The 20495-nt window shown below is 44.2% G+C and carries 17 protein-coding genes; 11 read left to right on the top strand and 6 right to left on the bottom strand.

The features are described 5' to 3' along the window. Positions 1–18: 18 nt before the first annotated feature. On the top strand, positions 19–3279 hold the full coding sequence (locus Q0590_RS27405) for an amidohydrolase family protein (protein WP_302040837.1): 3261 nt from the start codon (positions 19–21) through the stop codon (positions 3277–3279). Positions 3280–3314: 35 nt separating this feature from the next. Next, positions 3315–3620, top strand: a complete 306-nt coding sequence (locus tag Q0590_RS27400; RefSeq protein WP_302040836.1) for a hypothetical protein — start codon at positions 3315–3317, stop codon at positions 3618–3620. A 65-nt stretch (positions 3621–3685) separates the two neighbouring features. On the opposite strand, the gene Q0590_RS27395 is transcribed toward Q0590_RS27400, so the two are convergent. After that, a complete protein-coding gene (locus Q0590_RS27395) occupies positions 3686–4189 on the bottom strand; it encodes a metallophosphoesterase family protein (RefSeq protein ID WP_302040835.1) in 504 nt (167 codons plus the stop codon). 208 nt (positions 4190–4397) lie between these two features. Here Q0590_RS27395 and Q0590_RS27390 point away from each other — a divergent pair, with 208 nt between their 5' ends. The 6 genes from Q0590_RS27390 to Q0590_RS27365 all read left to right on the top strand — a co-directional run bounded on the left by Q0590_RS27390 (position 4398) and on the right by Q0590_RS27365 (position 10818). Further along, positions 4398–5816 carry an alkaline phosphatase family protein gene (locus Q0590_RS27390; protein ID WP_302040834.1) on the top strand — a complete coding sequence of 473 codons (1419 nt, stop codon included), beginning with the start codon at positions 4398–4400 and terminating at the stop codon, positions 5814–5816. 75 nt (positions 5817–5891) lie between these two features. Beyond that, entirely contained in the window at positions 5892–6200 is a 309-nt protein-coding gene (locus Q0590_RS27385; RefSeq protein WP_302040833.1) for a Dabb family protein, read from the top strand. 169 nt (positions 6201–6369) lie between these two features. Next, entirely contained in the window at positions 6370–7407 is a 1038-nt protein-coding gene (locus tag Q0590_RS27380) for a DUF6340 family protein (RefSeq protein WP_302040832.1), read from the top strand. Between the two features lie 153 nt (positions 7408–7560). After that, positions 7561–7944 carry a DUF6508 domain-containing protein gene (locus Q0590_RS27375; RefSeq protein ID WP_302040831.1) on the top strand — a complete coding sequence of 128 codons (384 nt, stop codon included), beginning with the start codon at positions 7561–7563 and terminating at the stop codon, positions 7942–7944. Positions 7945–8036: 92 nt separating this feature from the next. Continuing rightward, positions 8037–9119 (top strand): oxygenase MpaB family protein, encoded by a 1083-nt coding sequence (locus Q0590_RS27370; protein ID WP_302040830.1) that lies wholly within the window; start codon positions 8037–8039, stop codon positions 9117–9119. 250 nt (positions 9120–9369) lie between these two features. After that, the gene (locus tag Q0590_RS27365; RefSeq protein WP_302040829.1) at positions 9370–10818 is read left to right on the top strand and encodes an aldehyde dehydrogenase family protein; all 1449 of its coding nucleotides are present in this window, start codon (positions 9370–9372) and stop codon (positions 10816–10818) included. A gap of 90 nt (positions 10819–10908) precedes the next feature. Here the strand turns inward: Q0590_RS27365 and Q0590_RS27360 are convergent, their stop codons facing one another. The 5 genes from Q0590_RS27360 to Q0590_RS27340 all read right to left on the bottom strand — a co-directional run bounded on the left by Q0590_RS27360 (position 10909) and on the right by Q0590_RS27340 (position 13850). Continuing rightward, complete coding sequence (locus Q0590_RS27360) at positions 10909–11355, bottom strand: nuclear transport factor 2 family protein (RefSeq protein WP_302040828.1); 447 nt, start codon at positions 11353–11355, stop codon at positions 10909–10911. 38 nt (positions 11356–11393) lie between these two features. After that, positions 11394–11891, bottom strand: a complete 498-nt coding sequence (locus tag Q0590_RS27355) for a DinB family protein (protein WP_302040827.1) — start codon at positions 11889–11891, stop codon at positions 11394–11396. Positions 11892–12016: 125 nt separating this feature from the next. Continuing rightward, positions 12017–12484 (bottom strand): hypothetical protein, encoded by a 468-nt coding sequence (locus Q0590_RS27350; protein WP_302040826.1) that lies wholly within the window; start codon positions 12482–12484, stop codon positions 12017–12019. 43 nt (positions 12485–12527) lie between these two features. Further along, positions 12528–12956, bottom strand: a complete 429-nt coding sequence (locus Q0590_RS27345; protein WP_302040825.1) for a nuclear transport factor 2 family protein — start codon at positions 12954–12956, stop codon at positions 12528–12530. Between the two features lie 81 nt (positions 12957–13037). Beyond that, entirely contained in the window at positions 13038–13850 is an 813-nt protein-coding gene (locus tag Q0590_RS27340; RefSeq protein WP_366970527.1) for a DUF6597 domain-containing transcriptional factor, read from the bottom strand. Positions 13851–14224: 374 nt separating this feature from the next. On the opposite strand from Q0590_RS27340, the gene Q0590_RS27335 reads away from it, so the two are divergent. From Q0590_RS27335 to Q0590_RS27325, 3 genes are all read left to right on the top strand, one after another. Then, positions 14225–14611, top strand: a complete 387-nt coding sequence (locus Q0590_RS27335) for a hypothetical protein (protein WP_302040823.1) — start codon at positions 14225–14227, stop codon at positions 14609–14611. 176 nt (positions 14612–14787) lie between these two features. Beyond that, the gene (locus tag Q0590_RS27330; protein ID WP_302040822.1) at positions 14788–19149 is read left to right on the top strand and encodes a CusA/CzcA family heavy metal efflux RND transporter; all 4362 of its coding nucleotides are present in this window, start codon (positions 14788–14790) and stop codon (positions 19147–19149) included. Positions 19150–19214: 65 nt separating this feature from the next. Continuing rightward, positions 19215–20465 (top strand): efflux RND transporter periplasmic adaptor subunit, encoded by a 1251-nt coding sequence (locus Q0590_RS27325; RefSeq protein WP_302040821.1) that lies wholly within the window; start codon positions 19215–19217, stop codon positions 20463–20465. The last annotated feature ends 30 nt before the right edge of the window (positions 20466–20495 follow it).

The raw sequence follows: 20495 nt of genomic DNA, 5'->3' as shown, positions 1-20495 counted from the left end.
TCATTCCTTTTCATTCTAATGAAGAAAACCATTGCTCTTATTCTCTCCTTACTAACTACCGGATTCGCAGATGCACAAGAAAAAGACAAGAAATGGGATGTAGCCAATCCTGGTGGCTCATTCAAAGAAATAACATTTACTACCAATGAAGGTACCTGGATGAACCTGGATACTAGCCCCGATGGCAAAGAACTGGTGTTTGATATGCTGGGAGATATTTACAGCATGCCCACTACAGGAGGCGAAGCCAAAGTCCTCCGCAGCGGATTGCCTTTTGAAGTGCAGCCCCGCTTCAGCCCGGATGGCAAAAAAATATCCTTTACCAGCGACGCGGCCGGAGGCGATAATATATGGGTAATGAACCGCGATGGTTCGGGTGCAAAGCAAATTACCAAAGAAAGTTTCCGCCTGCTGAACAATGCCATCTGGACACCGGATGGGCAGTACCTCATTGCCAGAAAACACTTTACGGCTACCCGTTCTCTGGGAGCCGGTGAATTATGGATGTACCACAGCAGTGGTGGTGAAGGCTTACAGCTGACCAAACGCAAAAACGACCAGCAAGACGTGAATGAACCTACCATTTCTCCGGATGGCCGATATGTGTACTACGCGGAAGATATGTATCCTGGTGGCTTTTTCCAGTATAATAAAGACCCCAATAGCCAGATTTATGTTATTAAACAATTCGACCGGCAGACTGGCAAAACAGAAGATGTGATTAGTGGGCCTGGCGGAGCTGCCCGCCCGCAAATTTCCCGGGATGGCAAAAAACTAGCCTTTGTCCGCCGTGTCCGCGAAAAAAGTGTCCTCTACCTGCACGACTTACAAACCGGCGAAGAATGGCCTTTGTTTGATGGGCTAAGCAAAGATCAGCAGGAAGCCTGGGCTATTTTTGGCGTATATACCAACTTTAACTGGATGCCGGACAATACGCATATCATTATCTGGGGCAAAGGTAAATTCTGGAAAGTAAATGCCTCGAATGGCACTGCCACCGAAATACCTTTTACTGTACAAGCCAAACACCAGATAGCAGAAGCCGTACGGTTTTCACAGGAAGTAGCCCCAGATAATTTCACAGCCAAAGCTATCCGGCATGCGGTAACTTCCCCGGATGAAAAGCTGCTGCTATTCAACGCGGCCGGCTATTTATGGAAAAAAGAACTGCCCAATGGTACACCAGTCCGCCTGACCAATGCCACAGATTTTGAGTTTGAACCCTCTTTTTCTCCCAAAGGCGACGAACTTGTCTATGTTACCTGGAACGATGAGCAAAGCGGGGCTATATACAAGCTCAACATAAAAAACAGCAAAGCCAAACCTGTAAAAATCACTACTGGCAAAGGCATTTACCGTACGCCTTCCTATTCGCCAGACGGTAAGCAATTAGTATTTATCCGCGAAACTGGTAATGCGGCTCAAGGTTTTACCCATACCAAAGATGCCGGCATTTACCGGATGCCAGCTGCCGGAGGGGAAGCTACATTGGTTATTGACGCAGGTTCTTCGCCCAGGTTTAATGCCACCGGTACCCGCATTTTTTACCAGACTGGCGGAGGATTAGAAAAAGCTTTTAAAAGTGCAGACTTGAACGGGAAAGATGAAATAGTCCATTTCACGTCTAAATATGCCAATCAATTTGTTCCAAGTCCGGATGATAAGTGGATAGCTTTTACCGAACTTTTTAAGGCCTACATTGCTCCCATGCCCCAATCCGGCCAAATTATAGATCTGACCAATACTACTAAAGCGGTACCCGTAGCCCAGGTAAGCCGCGATGCCGGAATTAATTTACACTGGTCTGCAGATAGCAAGAAATTACACTGGACCCTGGGTGAAGAATATTTTACCAACGACCTGAAAAACCGCTTCACGTTTGTAGAAGGAGCATCGGATAGCCTCCCTCCCATTGACACTACTGGACTCAAAATAAATCTGGTAGTAAAGTCAGACAAACCCGAAGGACAGATAGCACTGAAAGGTGCCCGGATCATTACCATGAATGGTGAGGAAGTGATAGAAAATGGAACCATCGTTGTAGAGGGAAACCGCATTATAGCTATTGGCACTTCGGCAGCGGTACAAATTCCGGCAAAAGCCAAGGTTATAGACGTAACAGGTAAAACCATTATGCCCGGGATTGTAGATGTACATGCCCACATGGGTACTTTCCGGCAGGGGTTAAGTCCGCAGAAGCAGCCTTCCTATTATGCCAACCTGGCCTATGGAGTTACTACCACGCATGATCCTTCTTCCAATACCGAAATGGTATTTTCCCAGTCAGAAATGGTAAAAGCCGGGAATATGATAGGCCCCCGGATTTATTCAACTGGTACCGTATTATATGGAGCGGATGGAGATTTCAAAGCCGTAATTAATACCCTGGAAGATGCCCGTTCAGCCTTACGAAGAACCAAAGCTTTTGGTGCGTTTTCGGTAAAAAGCTATAACCAACCCCGCCGGGAGCAGCGTCAGCAGGTAATTCAGGCGGCCAGAGAGCTGAATATGCTGGTAGTACCGGAAGGTGGTTCGCACTTCTTCCACAACATGTCCATGATTCTGGATGGCCACACAGGCATTGAACACAACATTCCAGTTGCTCCCCTATATACCGATGTACTAAAACTCTGGAGTGCCAGCAAAACCGGCTACACCCCTACCTTGATTGTGAACTATGGCGGATTGAATGGAGAATATTATTGGTATCAGAAAACGAATGTATGGGAAAAAGAGCGGTTATTAAACTTCACTCCCCGGTCCGTAGTTGATTCCCGGTCCCGCCACCGCACCATGGTTCCCGATGAAGAATATACCAACGGCCATATTCTGGTGTCTCAGTCTTGCAAAAAACTCACCGATGCCGGAGTAAAAGTAAACCTGGGAGCCCATGGTCAATTACAGGGATTAGGCGCACACTGGGAGCTGTGGATGTTACAACAAGGCGGTATGTCGAATATGGAAGCCTTACGGGCAGCTACCCTGAATGGGGCTGAATATTTAGGCCTGGATAAAGACCTGGGTTCATTAGCCAAAGGCAAGCTGGCAGACTTAATTATTCTGGAAAAAAATCCGTTAGAAAATATTCAGCATACCGAATCTATTCAATACACTATGATTAATGGCCGCTTGCTGGAATCGGAAACCCTGAATGAAGTAGGAAATTATGACCGCAAGCGTAGCAAGTTCTATTGGGAAAACACCCGCTACAGTCAGGCTTTCCCCTGGCACGAAGATTCGCATAGCTTTATGGAAAGCAATTGCAGTTGCCGGCATTGATTTTTTCTTTGGAACACACCACGGTGTGTTCCAACTTGAATAGCCACAAAGAATTTGATAGTATTCCAAAAACTCAGATTAACAATCCTAAATTTCCAGTAGAAGAGTTATTTGGAATCTGGACGACTGATTCTGATGGACCGCATGCTGACTTCAGATTAGATAGTAACTCTTTTTATGTTGTGGATTATGATGCCAATGGCGGTATGTCCTATATTTTAAAAGAAGATTCTTTGATTATCTTTTTCAATGAGTTTACAAGTAAAAATAAGTTACTCAAGGTTGATAAAGATAGTTTAATACTCGGAAGTGAAGATGGAATAACAAGAAATATTAGATGAAAAGATTAATTGGTTCATCTTATGCATAGGTTGAAATACAAACCACAATGAAAATCATTCATTCATCACAATACTGCCCGCTTTCCCAGCTCAATTACTTCCAGATTACTTACCTTCTTGGCATTAATATCAAACCGCAGCAAAGTTCGCATGTGGTGGAAGCCATGTTTGCCGGCGGCTCCCGGATTCATATATAACAGCTTATTATGCTTCGGATCAGGCATTACCTTGAGAATATGGGAATGGCCGCAGATAAAGATATGGGGAATATAGGTTTTAAATGCGTTTAATATTTGTGGATTGTATTTAGGCGGATAGCCGCCAATATGCGTAATCCATACCTCCAGGCCTTCACAGACAAACTTCTGATCTTTGGGATAAGAAATTCTGATTTGCTGGTCATCAATATTGCCATACACGGCCCGCACAGGCTTAAAAGCTTCCAGGCGTTGAATAAGCTCCAGGCTGCCAATATCCCCGGCATGCCATAGTTCATCACAAGGTTCAAAGTAAGAAAATACCTGCTCATCCAGGTATCCGTGTGTGTCCGAAATCAGTCCAATTTTCATAGTGGGTAATACGTATGCAGAAGAACTACGATACGCCGGTAATCAGGCAAAAGTAAGCTACTTCCCTTATTTTATTCACTTTTTTCAACTTTATTGTTCGTAACCCTTACAAACACCTGTTAGCTTTCAGCTCAGGAGGAACTTTGGTAAGCCGTTTCGTTTTATATTTACACAACAAACTAACTCATTTTCTATACATACCTTTCCCATGCGTAAAACAGCCGTTTTGAATGTAGTAGGACTAACTCCCGGATTGATTGGAGAGCATACGCCGTTCCTGAAGCAATGGTCAGAAAAAGCCCATGTTACACCCATTATGCCCATTGTTCCGGCAGTAACCTGTTCTGTACAGTCTACCTACCTTACCGGCAACACTCCTGATGTGCATGGCATTGTGGCAAACGGCTGGTATTTCCGGGATGAATGTGAGATTAAATTATGGCGGCAATCCAACAAACTGGTAGAGGCTTCTAAAATATGGGATGCGGCCAGGCAGGAAGATCCTAATTTTACCTGTGCCAATATGTTCTGGTGGTACAATATGTATTCTACCGTAGATTATGCCGTTACACCCCGTCCGCAATACCTGGCCGATGGCCGCAAAATGCCAGACTGTTACTCGCAGCCTGCCACGCTGCGGGATAAATTACAAGCTGCTTTAGGCACCTTCCCCTTATTTGATTTCTGGGGGCCACGTACCACTATCCGTTCCAGTAAATGGATTGCCGATGCCTCCAAGCTGGTAGACGAATGGCACAACCCGACGCTCACCTTAATTTACCTGCCTCACCTGGATTATAATATTCAGCGGCATGGGCCAGATCTTTCTAAAATTTCCAAAGACTTGCAGGAGATTGATGAAGTTTGCAAAGACCTGATCGAATTCTATGAAAAGAGAGGAGCCCAGGTAGTCGTGCTATCCGAATACGGCATCACGCCCGTAAACCGCCCGGTGCACCTGAACCGGGTATTGCGGGAGAAAGGTTACATAGCCATACGGGAAGAACGCGGCCTGGAACTACTGGATGCAGGCGTAAGTAAAGCTTTTGCCATGGCCGACCACCAGGTGGCACATGTGTATATAAATGATAAGAGCAAAATAAACGAGGTACGAAAGCTGCTAGAGGCTGTGCCAGGCGTAGAAGCTGTTTGGGGCGAAGAAGAAAAGAAACAGCATCACCTGAATCATCCGCGGGCGGGAGAACTGGTAGCCATTGCCGATAAAAATGCCTGGTTTACCTATTACTACTGGCTAGATGATGCCAAAGCGCCCGACTTTGCCCGCATAGTCGATATACATAAAAAACCTGGCTACGACCCGGTAGAGATGTTTGCTGACCCTAGCATCAATATGCTGCCGCTGAAAGTGGGCGTGAAAGTGCTAAAGAAAAAGCTCGGCTTCCGGATGCTAATGGACATTATTCCCCTGGATGCAACCCTGGTAAAAGGCTCGCATGGCCGTTATCCCGATGATCCCAAGGATGGACCTCTACTGATTACCAAACATGCTATGGGACTGCCAACTACACAAATGCAAGCCGCACAAGTTTACGATGTATTACTGGCACATTTGCGGGGAGAAGCAAAAGAGTCGGCAGGATATCAAAAAGTATCTTCTACTAAATAAGTTTTCCGGATTATTACAGATATTGCAGAAAGATTAATCAGCCAAATAGCACATAAACCCATTAGCACATCACCTATGTTTGTACACACCGTTTATTTCTGGTTTAAAGATTCTGCTACTGCACAGGACAGAACATTTTTTGAGCAGCATTTGCAACAGCTAGCTAAAATTGAACATATCCAAACGGCTTATCTGGGAGTTCCGGCTCCTACCAGGCGTGAGGTAATAGATAGTTCCTATGATTATTCCATTACGTTTGTCTTTGAGAGCCAGAAAGAGCATGACCTGTATCAGCCGCATCCCAAACACAAAGAATTTGTAGAAAAATGCTCGCATCTTTGGCAAAAGGTGCAGGTATACGATGCCATCCCATTCAGCAAATAAATGCATTTTACATTGTCCAATATAGCCTGACAGCCAGTTCTGTCAGGCTATTTTTCTATAGTATCTTTCTGAAAACTAACGGCTTACTTACATCTCTCAGTCACAATATGTAATTACACAAAATACTTCCGGCAGGCACATAGATTTGTAGAAGCAACAACCTCTACATATGAAAAATATCTATAAAGTATTCTATCTGCTGCCTGTGGTGTTTCTGAGCAGTTGTATGACCAGTACGTATCTGAAAGTGATGCGGCCGGCACAAGTAACCATTGCTCCCCACATTAAGAAAGTAGCCATCGTAAACCGGACCATTCCGGAAAACAAAGTAGCCAACGTAGTAGAAGGTTTTCTCACAGGTGAGTTTCCCGGACAGGATAAACAAAATATACAGGCAGCTATGGGCGGTTTGCAAGAAAACTTACGCAACTCTCCGCGGTATGAAATGATTGTGACGAATGAAGAATTAAAGGGTTCTGGCTCAGGCGGTTCTTTTCCGGTACCGCTACAGTGGACGTTAGTAAATGAACTCAGCCTGAAATACCAGGCTGATGCGATACTAGCCATAGAAACCTACGACTCTGATTTTATAGTCACCAAAGGCAGCAAAAACACCAAGAAAGTCACTGAAAAGGGAGATACGATTCTGGTTCCGGAATATTATGCAGAAGGTGTGGCTACGGTTAAAATCGGCTACCGTTTATACGACGCAAAACAAAAAACCATTACCGACCAGTATCACCTTAACCGGAACAACCGCTGGTATGCCAAAGGAAATTCCATACAAGATGCCGTGGTGCAGTTAATTGATTCTAAAGCTGCCATCCAGAAGGTAAGCCACATGACTGGCTTAGCCTATGGAGCCAGAATTTCTCCTACCTGGTATACCGTAGAACGGGAATTTTATAAGAAGTCAAAGAAAGATGCCAATTTTGGGATAGGTTCCCGCAGAGCCCGGGTAAACGATTGGGAAGGAGCCGCTGATTATTGGCTAAAAGCAACCCAATCACCCAATGCCAAGGTAGCCGGTAAAGCAGCTTTTAATCTGGCTCTGGCCTATGAAGTACTAGGCGACCTGGAAAATGCGAAAACTTGGGTGAACAGATCTTATACTGATTTTGGTAATAAGAAAGCCCGCCGGTATGCCAGCGTATTAGATCAGCGTCAGTGGGAAGCGCAGAAGCTTGCGCAGCAATTGCAGAATTAAACAGCGGTACCTACACTTATATAGAAACACAAAGCCGGTTGTCTGTTGAGGCGACCGGCTTTCTTTGTTTTATTGCTTTAAAATAAACCATTCCTGCATTGCTGGCGTTAATCTTCGAAAACATACCTACTCACTCAGTCTTATTTTTCTCGTATGACGCCACAGCCGGAATCTATTAAAGGATTGCTTGAATTTCTTCCACTTCTCCAAAATACGTCTCCAGAGTATTCCCGCATTGGGTATTGGGGAGATATGAGCAGCCGGGTAAGTGCTTCTACCGCCAGAGATCTATTTCAATATCTACATAACAACGGATTTGTTTTGAAGGACTTCGACTGGGAAGCCTGGAGCGATGAGGCGGTAACTTATCTGGAAAACCGGCAAAAATTACAAACGGCCGATATATTTACCCTCTACCAAATTATTACCACCCACCTGCGGGCCGACCAGTTTGTAGAAGGTCATTACGATGCAATTATCGAAAATGGCTTTTTGGCCGATATCTTGGCTAGAATGGAACAGCTTACAAGGCCATAAGCCTAAAACAAGAAAACTACGGGTATATCTTTAGCAGAAAGAAACATTCTGTACTGGTTTTTCCTTATAGATAGTATACATTAGTTTCTTTTATGAAAAGTGCTTATTCTAATGACCTGTTGCAGACTATGCGTCAACAAACCGACCCATTGGCAGACCAGGTAATTGAACATTTATTTACAACCGGGAATGCGGGAGCCGTAAGCCAGCTGATAGCAGCTATTGCCAGAAATACTGACCACCTGCCAGCTGCACACGCTGAGCCCGTTATACAATTTTTCCACCAAACAGCTACTTTACCTGCCTGGGTAAATGCAAAAAAGCTAGAAGCAGGAGCCCGGTTTTTTGATCAGCATGTACAACCCATTTTATCTATTTTAGGTAGCCTTTCATTACCCTATTGTTATGCTGCCGCCGATGGTGCTCAGGTATTGTATCTATCGCAACGGATTCGGAAAGATACCCGCAAACGCCTGGCTGAAACCGGGCAATTTGTACTAACGGTAGCTACTAGCGGCGCATTTTCCGGAAAAGGGAATGGTATAAATACCATACAGAGAGTGCGGTTGATGCATGCAGCAGTCCGGTTTCATGTGCTACAAAGCAGGCAATGGAATGATGCCTGGGGCAAACCTATTAACCAGGAAGATATGGCCGGCACTAACCTGGCTTTTTCCTACATCGTGCTGGAAGGTTTGCAGAAACTAGGTGTGTATTATACCTCTGAAGAGGCAGAAGCGTATCTACACGTATGGAATGTTATTGGCTTTTTATTAGGGGTTGAGGAAAAATTGCTGCCTGCCTCCATGAAAGAAGCCTATTTGCTTGATAAACTTATTACCCGGAGACATTTCCGCAAATCGGAAGCCGGCATAGAGTTGACAAAATCCCTGCTTACCTGTTTTGATGAAATTACGCCTACTGCCGCTCTGAAAGCATTTAATCCTTCGTTTATGCGATTTTTATTAGGCAGCAAAGTAGCAGATCTACTGGAAGTACCGCAATCCAATCTTACCAACCTTTTACTCACTCCCATCAAGGCAGTAAGTTATGCCACAAGTATAGCAGGAAACTTCTCCGGAAAAAGCTATAACCAGGCTAGTAAACTGATGCTGCAACTTATGGAGGAAGAAAACGGCAAAGCAGATTTTAAACTGCCTGCTTCCTTAAATTAATCCTTATAGAAAGAAATTTGCCCATATGAAAGTACATAGGCTATACAGATTCTATATTTTTTTGTACTAAACCTTGAAAATGAGTCATTTATTCATTTTATTAGATAGCAATTCCGGCTACTAGCTATAAACTTGCCAGGTCTGTCAGGTTTAGCTGCTTTTGCCGTTAATTTTTAGAAGGAACAGCGTTTTGTATCAGGCAATTTTACAAGAATACAGTTCTGTTCAATGACCCTAACCCCTAACACCTATGAATGTATTACCTACCTCCATTTCTGAAAAATCCAATTTCACCGATACACTCACGAAAATCTTTGAAAAGCAACGGGCACATAAAGACTATATCCGGCAAACCACGGCCAGCCAGCGAATAGAAAAACTTCATAGACTAAAAAACTGGTTATTTACCAACCGGGTACTGATCCACGAAGCCTTGTACGACGATTTCCGCAAACCAGCAGCAGAAGTAGACAGCACCGAAATATACCCGGTAAAAGCAGAAATAGACCATACCACAGCTCATTTGCGGCAATGGATGAAACCCACGAAAGTAGCTACTCCCATAGCGCTGCTAGGTTCTAGCTCGTATATTCAGTACGAGCCCAAAGGCGTATCCTTAATTATGGCTCCCTGGAACTTCCCCTTTAACCTGGCCATAGTACCTTTAGTTTCGGCTATAGCTGCCGGATGCTGTGCCATAGTAAAGCCTTCTGAAATGACGCCTACTACATCTGCGCTGATTAAGAAAATGATTGGCGAACTGTTTAATGAAAATGAAGTAGCGGTAGCAGAAGGCGATGCAGAAGTAGCGCAAGCATTATTACGTCTCCCGTTCGATCATATTTTTTTCACTGGTAGCCCTCAGATTGGCAAAATCGTTATGAAAGCCGCTGCCGAAAACCTTACGTCGGTTACCCTGGAACTAGGCGGCAAGTCGCCGGTGGTGGTAGACCAGACGGCAGATATAGCGGATGCTGCCGAGAAAATAGTCTGGGGCAAATTTATGAATGCCGGTCAGATATGTGTATCTCCCGACTACCTGTTTGTACATAAAAGCAAAGAGGCAGAACTGGTGCAGGCACTAAAAAACGCCATTCAGAAGTTGTTTGCAGGCAATGCCAGTTCCATTGCTAACTCTCCGGATTATGCCAGAATTGTAAATGCCCTGCACCGCAAACGTTTACAAAATCTGATAAGCGATGCGGTGCAAAAAGGGGCGCAGGTGGCTGCCGGAGGAGAAATACTTGAAGATGAAAACTATATTGCGCCTACGCTGCTAACCCGGGTAAATGCCTATATGCAGGTAATGCAGGAAGAAATTTTCGGGCCTGTACTCCCCATACTGACTTTTGAGGAGCTAGAGCAGGTAACTAACTTTATCAAGTTACGCGATAAACCCCTGGCTCTATATGTATTTAGCCAGAGCAACAAAAACACTGATTTTATTTTAAATAATACGTCTTCTGGCGGTGTTTGCATTAACGAGTGTGTATTGCACTACACCAACCCGCATTTGCCTTTTGGCGGTGTAAACACCAGTGGCATCGGAAAAGCGCACGGCCACTACGGATTTTTAGATTTTTCTAATCAGAAAGCTGTCCTGAAGCAGCGTACCGGTTTTACTTCGATAAAAATGATTTACCCGCCTTATACAGATAAAGTGAAGCGCTTGGTAAAACTCTTTGTCCGCTGGTTTTAACTTAGCTGATAATTGTATTTTATACATCTACAGTGACAGAGCTTGTAGATAGGCTCTGTCACTGTAGAATAAAAGATAGGGAGGGGCTCACTATGAACCCAACTGCCTGGAAAAGTGTACATGATCCCATGTAATCCGGATATCGTCTATTTGGTTATCTTCATTAAAATGAAAGATAAAAATGTGGTCACTGTCAAAACGCAAACCTTTACTAACTATACCGGCAAAATCTTTGGCCTGCGTACCAAATATTTTTACCTGGCAGGTTACATTTCCAGCAGTATCCACTTTAGTAGATGTAACGGTATTATCCAAATCCGGAAAACACTCCATCAGCAGTAACCACAGATTTCTGCCAAACTCTTTAATTTTACCTTTGCCTGCCTCTCCCAAGGAGGTAAAATGTACCGTTCCTTCCTCTGTACATAAGCTCAGCATCCGCTCAACATCCATTTCCTGGTAAGCTGAAAAAAATTCAATAGCCATCCCCTGACGACTCAGGTCAGTAAGACTTTGTTTGATCTTAGTTGTTTGCATAAGAAAAAATATAGTAAGAGTGAATACCTATCGAATACTTACCATCCACGATATTGCGGAGGTTTAATGCCTTTTGCCCGCAGATAAATCAATGCCTGTGAACGGTGGTGTGTACTATGATCGCGGATAAAATATACAATCTCTTTCTTAGTAAGTTCTATACCCAGAAAATCAATCATCACTTTCTGATTCAACTCTTCTTCTGCTAAGGAATCTACAGCAGTTCCCATATAATCGAAAGAACGGCTCAGAAAGTCTATGATTTCGGCTTTAGTTTGAATACCCTTCCCATCTTCCAGAGGACATGGCTCTCCGGTAAGGAAGCCTGCACATAGCATATTAGTCGCCTGGGCAAGGTGAACCATTTGTTGGGCAAATGTACGTATTTCGTTAACCGGTGCATACGAATAATGCTCTTCGGGCATGGCTTCTGCCATATCTATTGTATAATTCTTTGCACGCTCCCACAAGGGAACAAAAGATGCACTAAAAGAAACAGTGTCTTGTGTTAGAGTTGGGGTGTTAGTAAGTGACATAAAATAGTGAATTAAATTAAGCTTATAAAAAAAAAGAAGTTAGGGAATTTATGACAGAGGGTTAGCCGGCTGATAATGAATATACTATGTTTACCAGTCAGAAGCAAACGATTAGTGGACCACATTTAATCAGCTGAAGCAGGCATAATCCGGATATTTCCTTCAAAAGACAAATTATCAGGGTTTACCATCTGGCCTTCTTCGTGTACCTGAGCACCTACCTGCCAGCCTTGGATAATTGTGCCATTCATCACAACTTTTCCGGTTTTGGTATTCAAAATACCTTTAAGCCGGGCAGTAAAAGAATACTGGGCGTCATCGGCCTCCACTATCCAGTCGAACTCTACGTGCCATATACTACCCTGACCAGGATCATTGAGAAGTACCGTAGTCAGACTTCCCTGTATGTCGCCGGCTACGGTACCCATCCAAGTGTTAGCTCCTGCAATGCTTTTAGCAAAGGTGAGATTAAGTGGAGCACTTTTTCTGGCATGCGCATCGGCTGCCTGCCTGGTTAGCTGAGGGTGTGGCATGTTCTGGTCCGCACAGCTCCAGCAAACCAGAGCCACCATAAAAAAGAGTAGTTTGTTCATAAGTTAGAAATAAAATATATAGGGAATTTAAGTATGACTGAGTTTAGTAGGCCGGGTTGGTGACTATACGAGGGTCGAAAAAGTTTTCCTGGTCAGTAATCATCCCATCATCATTCACCTTGAACCGGTCAATAATGCGTAGCAGCACCGGCGGATTGAGCAGGATTTCGCAATGAAATTCGATAGCTACGGCAGATAGATCTTTGTTAATAAAGGTATCGAGTACTTCTACCTGGCCAAGTAACCCTGGTAAGGGAGCCCACCAGGTACTGCGTACATTTTCTTTGCCATATACTGGGTTGGCCACCCCACCGGGACATAGAGGTGCCCGTAATACTACATCATCGGCATAAGGTATGCTTTCGAAGTTCTTTTTGCCCAGCCCTTCTGTTACATAATTCTGGGCTAAATTGTGCAGGACGGCAGCCCGTGCAGCGAGACTAGTATTGGTAGCAAGTAATGGAGCTTCCATAAATCAGGCGGTTAAGTAAACGATGGGATAAAATTACAGCCTAACCTGACAGAAGTATTGTAAAAGTGCGACAGAGAACGCTTATCTGTCTAAAAAATTAACCAGTTCTTTGTGTTGCTTATAATAGAGTGAAGGATTTTGCTGAATAAACTCTACAAAATCTTTAATAAAGTGAGACTGGTCATAAAAACCACCTTCATAAACTACATCCTGCCAGTCCGGATGTTTCTTTGCTACTAGTAATGAACAAACATGTCCCAAACGTTTGAGCCGGCAATAATACTTAGGAGAAAGCCCTACTTTGTAAATAAACTTCCGCTCAAACTGCCGCCGGTTAATATTCAGCAGCTGCGTTAATTCCTTTACAGATATGATTCCCTTTCTTTCCATAATAATATCCACGGCATAATCGACAGCATCGAGGCTAAACTTTTGTGTTAATACCTTTTTTAACAAATAAGCTTCTATCGCAGATATTTTACCAAAATGCGAGGTTGCATCTGCTACTTGCTCTGTTAACAAGCATACCTCCGGACCGAAAATTGAGTCTAAGGGAATCCGCTGATTGGTAATTTCGGGCATGGGAATACGAAAAATACTGGAAATAGCCGATGGCTTGAATACAACGCCGGCCATCCCTATTTTTCCGCTTAGCTGCAAATGATACGTAGCTGTAAGTTGCCCGGTGAGGAAACATAATGGAACCTGCTCCATTTGTTGCTTGCCATTTTCTGCTTTATACCGATCTCCGTAAACAAATACCATTGCTGTAAATCCGTTTGGCGGAGATTCTACCTGTATTGGGTCCATTAGTTTTTGTCCTTGCTCCCAGATATAATAGCACTCTACAAAAGGCTGCAAAGCGGCACAGGGTCGGTATTTACGATAAAGCATATAGCAAAGCCATGGGATAACTTTTCTTTTATAAAAGATACTCATTAAATTTTATTTAACAAACGCTCAGCAGGCAGATATTCTAATGGGTTACTATACTGACACGTTGATGAACAATTAACTATCTATATGATACAGGTGCCAAAGCCTGTATGAAGGGATATTTTAACACTTTGAAAGACAAGTTCGCCTAACAAGAAGCTTGGATGGAGTGTTACTTCTCAAGTACGGAAGGAAACAAAATCGTATTTTCAACCATAAGTTATTTATCCTTAGTATAAATCACATTTTCTTTTGGAATGCAGGGCTGTTCGTTCGTATGTTTGCAGAATAATATGGCCGTTCTATACAGCTATGTACCACAAACTACCAGCATGAAAGAATACACCTCCCTCCTGCTTAGCATACTGCTATTTCTAGGCAGTCTGTTTCCGCAAACAGATGTGGAGGAAGTGTTTAAAATTCCACAACTGCTGCCCCACTATCTGGAACATAAACAAACCGCCCAACTGGATTTTGACTTTCTGGATTTTCTGATTTTACACTACAGTCCCAGCTCCGATCATGCCCAGACGCCTCACCCGTCTACCAACATTCCCATGCATAACCATGTAATGACTGGCATGGCCTTTATTATGCCTGAGTTATTGCAGCTGGCTTTATATACCTTTAATTCTTGTACAATTTCCCAATCCATTTATAAGAACACCTATTCTTACCAGTTCGCCTATTCCTTTTTGCAACCTCCCCAGGGTAGCTAATTCCCTTTTGCTGCCATTCGTGTGATAAAGACATAGTCTATACATAATCGTATACGCCTCTTTGTTGCATTCTACCTGTACTAAGGAGTAAATCCGCAGATGGACAAGTAGTTCCAGGCAGTTCTCTCTGAGTTTCCACATTTTCAAATTTGCACACCCAGATCCCTATCTTTCTCATGATAGATGCCATTATTCATTTCAGTATAAAAAACAAACTCATCATCGGGTTATTTGTAGTAGCCTTAATTGCCTGGGGCATTTACTCCTTTAACCAGATTCCCATTGATGCAGTGCCGGATATAACCAATAACCAGGTACAGGTAATCACCCAATCGCCTTCGCTGGCAGCCCAGGAAGTAGAGCAGTTTATTACCTTTCCTCTGGAAACTTCCCTGCGCAATATTCCAGGCGTTATCGAAATCCGTTCCATTTCCCGCTTTGGCTTATCGGTAATTACGGTGGTATTTACAGACGATACCGATACATATCTAGCCAGGCAACTGGTAGCCGAACAGATTAAGATGGCGGAAGAAGACATTATGCCTGGCGTAGGTACCCCTACAATGGCTCCGGTAACCACAGGTTTAGGAGAAATCTACCAGTATGTGATCCGCCCGGAAAAGGGCTACGAGCAAAAGTATTCTGCCACCGAACTCCGTACGGTGCAAGACTGGATAGTGAAACGCCAGCTGGCTGGCGTACCTGGTGTGGTTGAGGTGAGCAGTTTTGGAGGTTTTCTGAAAGAATACGAGGTAAGTATAAACCCGGATAAACTGCGGGCCATGAATACCACTATCCCGGAAATTTACCAGGCTATCTCTGTAAATAATGCCAATACTGGTGGAAGCTACATTGAAAAAGGAAGCAATGCCTATTTTATCCGGGGCGAAGGCATGGTTAGCAATCTGCAAGACATCAGCAATATTGTAGTAAAGAACATGGAAGGAGTACCCATTCTGGTACGCGACCTGGCAGAGGTAACCTATGGACATGCGGTACGGTATGGTGCCATGACACGCAACGGAGAAGGCGAAGTAGTAGGCGGCATTGTACTAATGCTAAAAGGAGCCAGTTCAGAAGCAGTTATTAATGGGGTGAAAGAACGGGTAGCGCAGATCCAGAAAACCTTGCCCGCCGGACTCATCATAGAACCTTTCCTGGACCGCACTACACTCATTGATAAAGCCATCCGGACGGTAAGCACCAACCTGATAGAAGGTGGCCTGATCGTTATTTTTGTACTAATCTTACTTTTAGGCAACTGGCGGGCTGGTGTGGTAGTAGCTTCTGTTATTCCGCTCTGTATGCTGTTTGCCCTCTCGATGCTGAATGTATTTGGTGTATCGGCCAACCTGATGAGCCTGGGAGCTATTGATTTTGGCCTGGTGGTAGATGGAGCCGTCATTATTGTAGAAGCCATGATTTTCCATATTGCACACACCCAGCTTAATGGCCAGAACGAAACGATGGACGACATTGCCAGAGATTCGGCCAGTAAAATGATGCGTTCTGCTTTGTTTGGCCAGTTAATCATCCTGATTGTGTATTTCCCCATTCTTTCCCTTACCGGCATTGAAGGGAAGATGTTCCGCCCCATGGCCATGGCTGTCAGTTTTGCCATTATAGGCGCAATGATTTTGTGTGTCACCTATGTACCAATGGTTTCTGCCCTGCTGCTGACAAAAAACATTAAAGAAGAAGGCACATTATCGCACAAAATTATGCATGCTCTGCACAAGGTATACGACCCTATTATCCGGATGGCCTTAAAAAGAAGAGTAGCCGTACTTGGTATGGCTGTGTTATTATTTCTTGGCAGCTTACTAATCTTCTTTTCTATGGGAGGCGAGTTTATTCCCAACCTGGATGAAGGAGACTTTGCGGTAGAAGTGCGGCTGGCACCCGGCTCTTCTTTATCGCAGACTATCAAAGTATCTACCGATGCAGAAAATATCCTTCTGAGGTTTCCTGAGGTAAAAGAAGTAATATCAAAAATAGGGACCGCTGAAATTCCCACCGATCCTATGCCGCTGGAGGCAAATGATTTGATGGTGATTTTGAAAGAAAAAGACGAGTGGACCACCGCAGCTACCAAAGATGGCCTGGCCGAAAAAATGGGTGCTGCGTTAGCTGTTATCCCCGGTGTAAACTTTGATTTTCAGCAGCCTATTCAAATGCGGTTTAATGAACTAATGACTGGCGTAAAATCAGATGTAGCCGTAAAAATATATGGCGAAGATTTGAATTTATTATTTCAGAAAGCCAATCAATCAGCTGCTTTACTGCGGAATATTCCGGGAGTAGCCGATCTAAAGGTAGAACAGATTATCGGTCTGCCGCAGATGCTGGTTTCGTACAAACGCGACAAAATAGCTCAATATGGCGTTAACATTGCCGACCTGAATACTATTCTTAAAACAGCTTTTGCCGGAGAAGCCGCCGGTGTCGTGTTTGAAGGCGAGAAACGCTTCGACCTGGTAGTCCGGCTGAATGCCGCCTTCCGTACCGATATAGAAAACATCCGTAATCTGTTTGTAGAACTACCCAATGGCCACAAAGTACCCTTCGGAGAGCTGGCAGACATTTCCTACAAAGAAGCCCCGATGCAAATTTCCCGCGACAATGCCAGAAGACGCATTACCGTAGGCTTAAACGTGCGGAACCGGGATGTGGAAAGCCTGGTGGAAGAAATAAGACAAGTACTGGAATCGAAGGTGGAGCTGCCGGCCGGCTATTATTTTACCTATGGCGGGCAGTTTGAAAACCTGCAGAATGCCAAAGCCCGCCTGAGTATAGCGGTACCAGTTTCATTGCTGCTCATTTTTGTCTTATTGTTCTTTACCTTCCACTCATTCAAGCAGTCACTGATGATTTATACAGCCATTCCATTATCGGCTATTGGCGGCATTATGGCTTTATGGTTGAGGGGAATGCCTTTTAGTATTTCGGCTGGTGTAGGCTTTATTGCTTTGTTTGGGGTAGCCGTATTAAATGGCATTGTACTGATCAGCTACTTTAATGACCTGGAAAAAGAAGGCGTAACGGATGTATATGAACGGATTTTAAAAGGTACAGCCGTGCGGTTCCGGCCGGTTGTAATGACGGCGGCAGTGGCTTCCTTAGGTTTCCTTCCGATGGCTTTATCTGGTTCGGCAGGTGCCGAAGTTCAGCGGCCACTGGCAACCGTAGTCATTGGTGGGCTCATTTCTGCTACCTTGCTTACGCTGGTGGTGCTGCCAGTACTCTATAGTTTTTTCTCCAAAGGAAAATCTGAAGATGCTACCGGACAAATTGCTACAGGTGGCGTAAAGCTAACTATCATAAGTCTATTTATTCTGGGAAGTATCATCGGAAGTACTGTCCCTGCCAAAGCCCAGACCAACAGGCAGGCCGCCCAGGTACTTTCCTTACCACAGGCCATTGACCTGGCTTTGCAGCAAAATCCCTTGCTTAAAGTATCCTCTTTGCAGGTAGAATCGCAACGGACCTTACGGAAAACAGCTTTTGATATTCCCAAAACGGCGGTTGAATACCAGTATGGACAGATCCAGGCGATGCCCAATGATTATTTACTGAATGTAACCCAGCAATTCGCTTTTCCGACCCTGTATGCCGCTCAGAGTAAACTTTCTTCTCATCTGGTAACAGAAGCTATGCGCAGGCAGGACGTGCAGAAAAACGAACTGGTGAAGCAGGTAAAGTCAGTTTATTACCGCCTGGTGCAGAATTATGCCCGCAGACAACTGTTGCAAGCGCAAGATAGTGTATATCAACGGTCGGCGCAGGCAGCGGCTGTCCGCTACCGTACCGGAGAAACCAACCAGCTGGAGCAGATTTCTGCCGAAACCCGGGCAAGAGATATCCGCAACAGGCAAATCCTGATTAATGCTGACATTGAGATACTTCGTCAGCAATTGCAAATTCTGCTGAATGCACCCCAGCCAGTTGGTATTGATACCCTAGCCACGCCAGCGAAACTATCTGCAGATAGCTCCATACTTAGCTCTTTAACAGTTACCAACAACCCAGTATTAGCCGTGCTGGAACAACAGGCACAAGTAAGTAAGCAGGCAATCAAAGTAGAAAGGCAACGGTTGCTGCCAGATTTTACAGTTGGTTACTTCAATCAGTCCATAGAAAAAGTGCCCAATTTTCATGTGGTGCAGGCAGGTATAGCTGTTCCGTTGTTCTTTGCTGCGCCGAAAGGCCGGATAGAAGCCGCCAGAATTGGAGAAGATATTAGCCGGACGCAACTAGCCTACCAGACAACCCAACTCAGCGGCGAGTTACACATGCTGAAACAGCAACTGCTTAGTTATACCAGCTCTACCCAGTATTATGAAACCTATGCCTTACCCCAGGCTGACCTGATTCTGCGCAACGCCGAACAAAGTTACCGGAGTGGAGACATAGATTATGTCACCTTTGTTCAGGAAGCTTTGCAGGCCTGGCAGATCAAAGAATCTTATCTGGATCAGCTGGAGGGCTATAACCAAACCGTGATTGCCATAGAAGCACTTACCGGGAACAATGAATAGCATACTCGATTCTTCCTACTACGTACTGATAATTAGTTAATTGATCTCATTTTTGAATATTATATATGCTGACTATTATAAACAACAAATCATTTTCTATGCGGATCAAAAGCAGCAATCATATGTCTGCCTCCGATACAGCACTAGGCCACAAATTTCCTGTATACTTCTTCTTTTTGGCTGTAGCCCTGGCAATCGTTTCTTGTTCTCCTATGGAAGAAGAGGAGCAGGAAGGAAACACCCGGGAACAACCATCTGCTAAAGCAGCAGATGAAGTACGGCTTACGAGCCAACAGGTAAAACAGGCTGGAATCGAAATTGGCGGCTTCGATCAGCGGACCATGAATACAGAGATAAAAGCGAATGGCGTGGTAGATATTCCTCCGCAGAACATGGCCTCGGTAAGTGCCCATATGGGTGGTTTTGTCAAATACACAGAACTGTTGCCTGGCGATAAAGTAAAAAAAGGGCAAACATTAGCTATACTCGAACATCCTAGTTACATCACCCTGCAACAAGAGTATTTGCAAGCACTAAGCCGCCTGGGTTATCTACAAAAAGACCTGGAAAGGCAAACTGAACTGGAGAAAGAAAATGTAGGGGCTAAACGAAAGCTGCAACAAGCCGAATCTGATTATGCCATTACTAAAGCGCAGGTACAAGGCTTAAAAGCACAATTGCAAATGATTGGCATATCCATCCCTTCACTGGAAAAAGGTACCATTGCCCGCACCGTTTCTTTACCCTCCCCTATTAGCGGCTATGTAAAGTCTGTGCATGTAAATATTGGCAAGTATGTAAACCCTACCGATGTGCTGTTTGAAATTGTAAATAAAGAGCATATGCACATAGAGTTACAGGTATTTGAGAAAGATGCAGCTAAAGTAAAAGAAGGACAGCTGATTAAGTTTACTGTACCACAAGCTGGTGCAGAGGAAATGGCTGCAAAAATTTACCTGGTGGGCAAAGTATTTGAAGGAGAGAGTAAATCTATTAATGTACACGGCCACATGGAACCAGAACGGGAAGACCTGCTGCCAGGCGCCTATATAACTGCCAGAATTATTACCGAACAACAAGCTATCGCTGCTTTACCGGAAGAGGCCGTTGTCTCACAAGGAGATAGTAGTTACATTTTTGTAGAGAAAGTAAACAGTTCAGGGAACCATACGTTTCAAAGAGTGCCAGTACGGATAGGTGTAGCAGAAGGAGGTTCTATAGCTGCATCTCCTATCATTCCTTTAGCAGACAGTATGCACATTGTTAAAAAAGGCACCTATTATTTGCAGGCGGCACTTAAAAACACCGAAGAATAAATAAGAAAAGGCTGCCTTTTGAGCAGCCTT

It is taken from the genome of Rhodocytophaga aerolata, assembly GCF_030503435.1.
Taxonomy (GTDB): domain Bacteria; phylum Bacteroidota; class Bacteroidia; order Cytophagales; family 172606-1; genus Rhodocytophaga; species Rhodocytophaga aerolata.
Note: the sequence above shows the minus strand (reverse complement) of the source record. Positions and strands in the feature narration are given on the sequence as shown.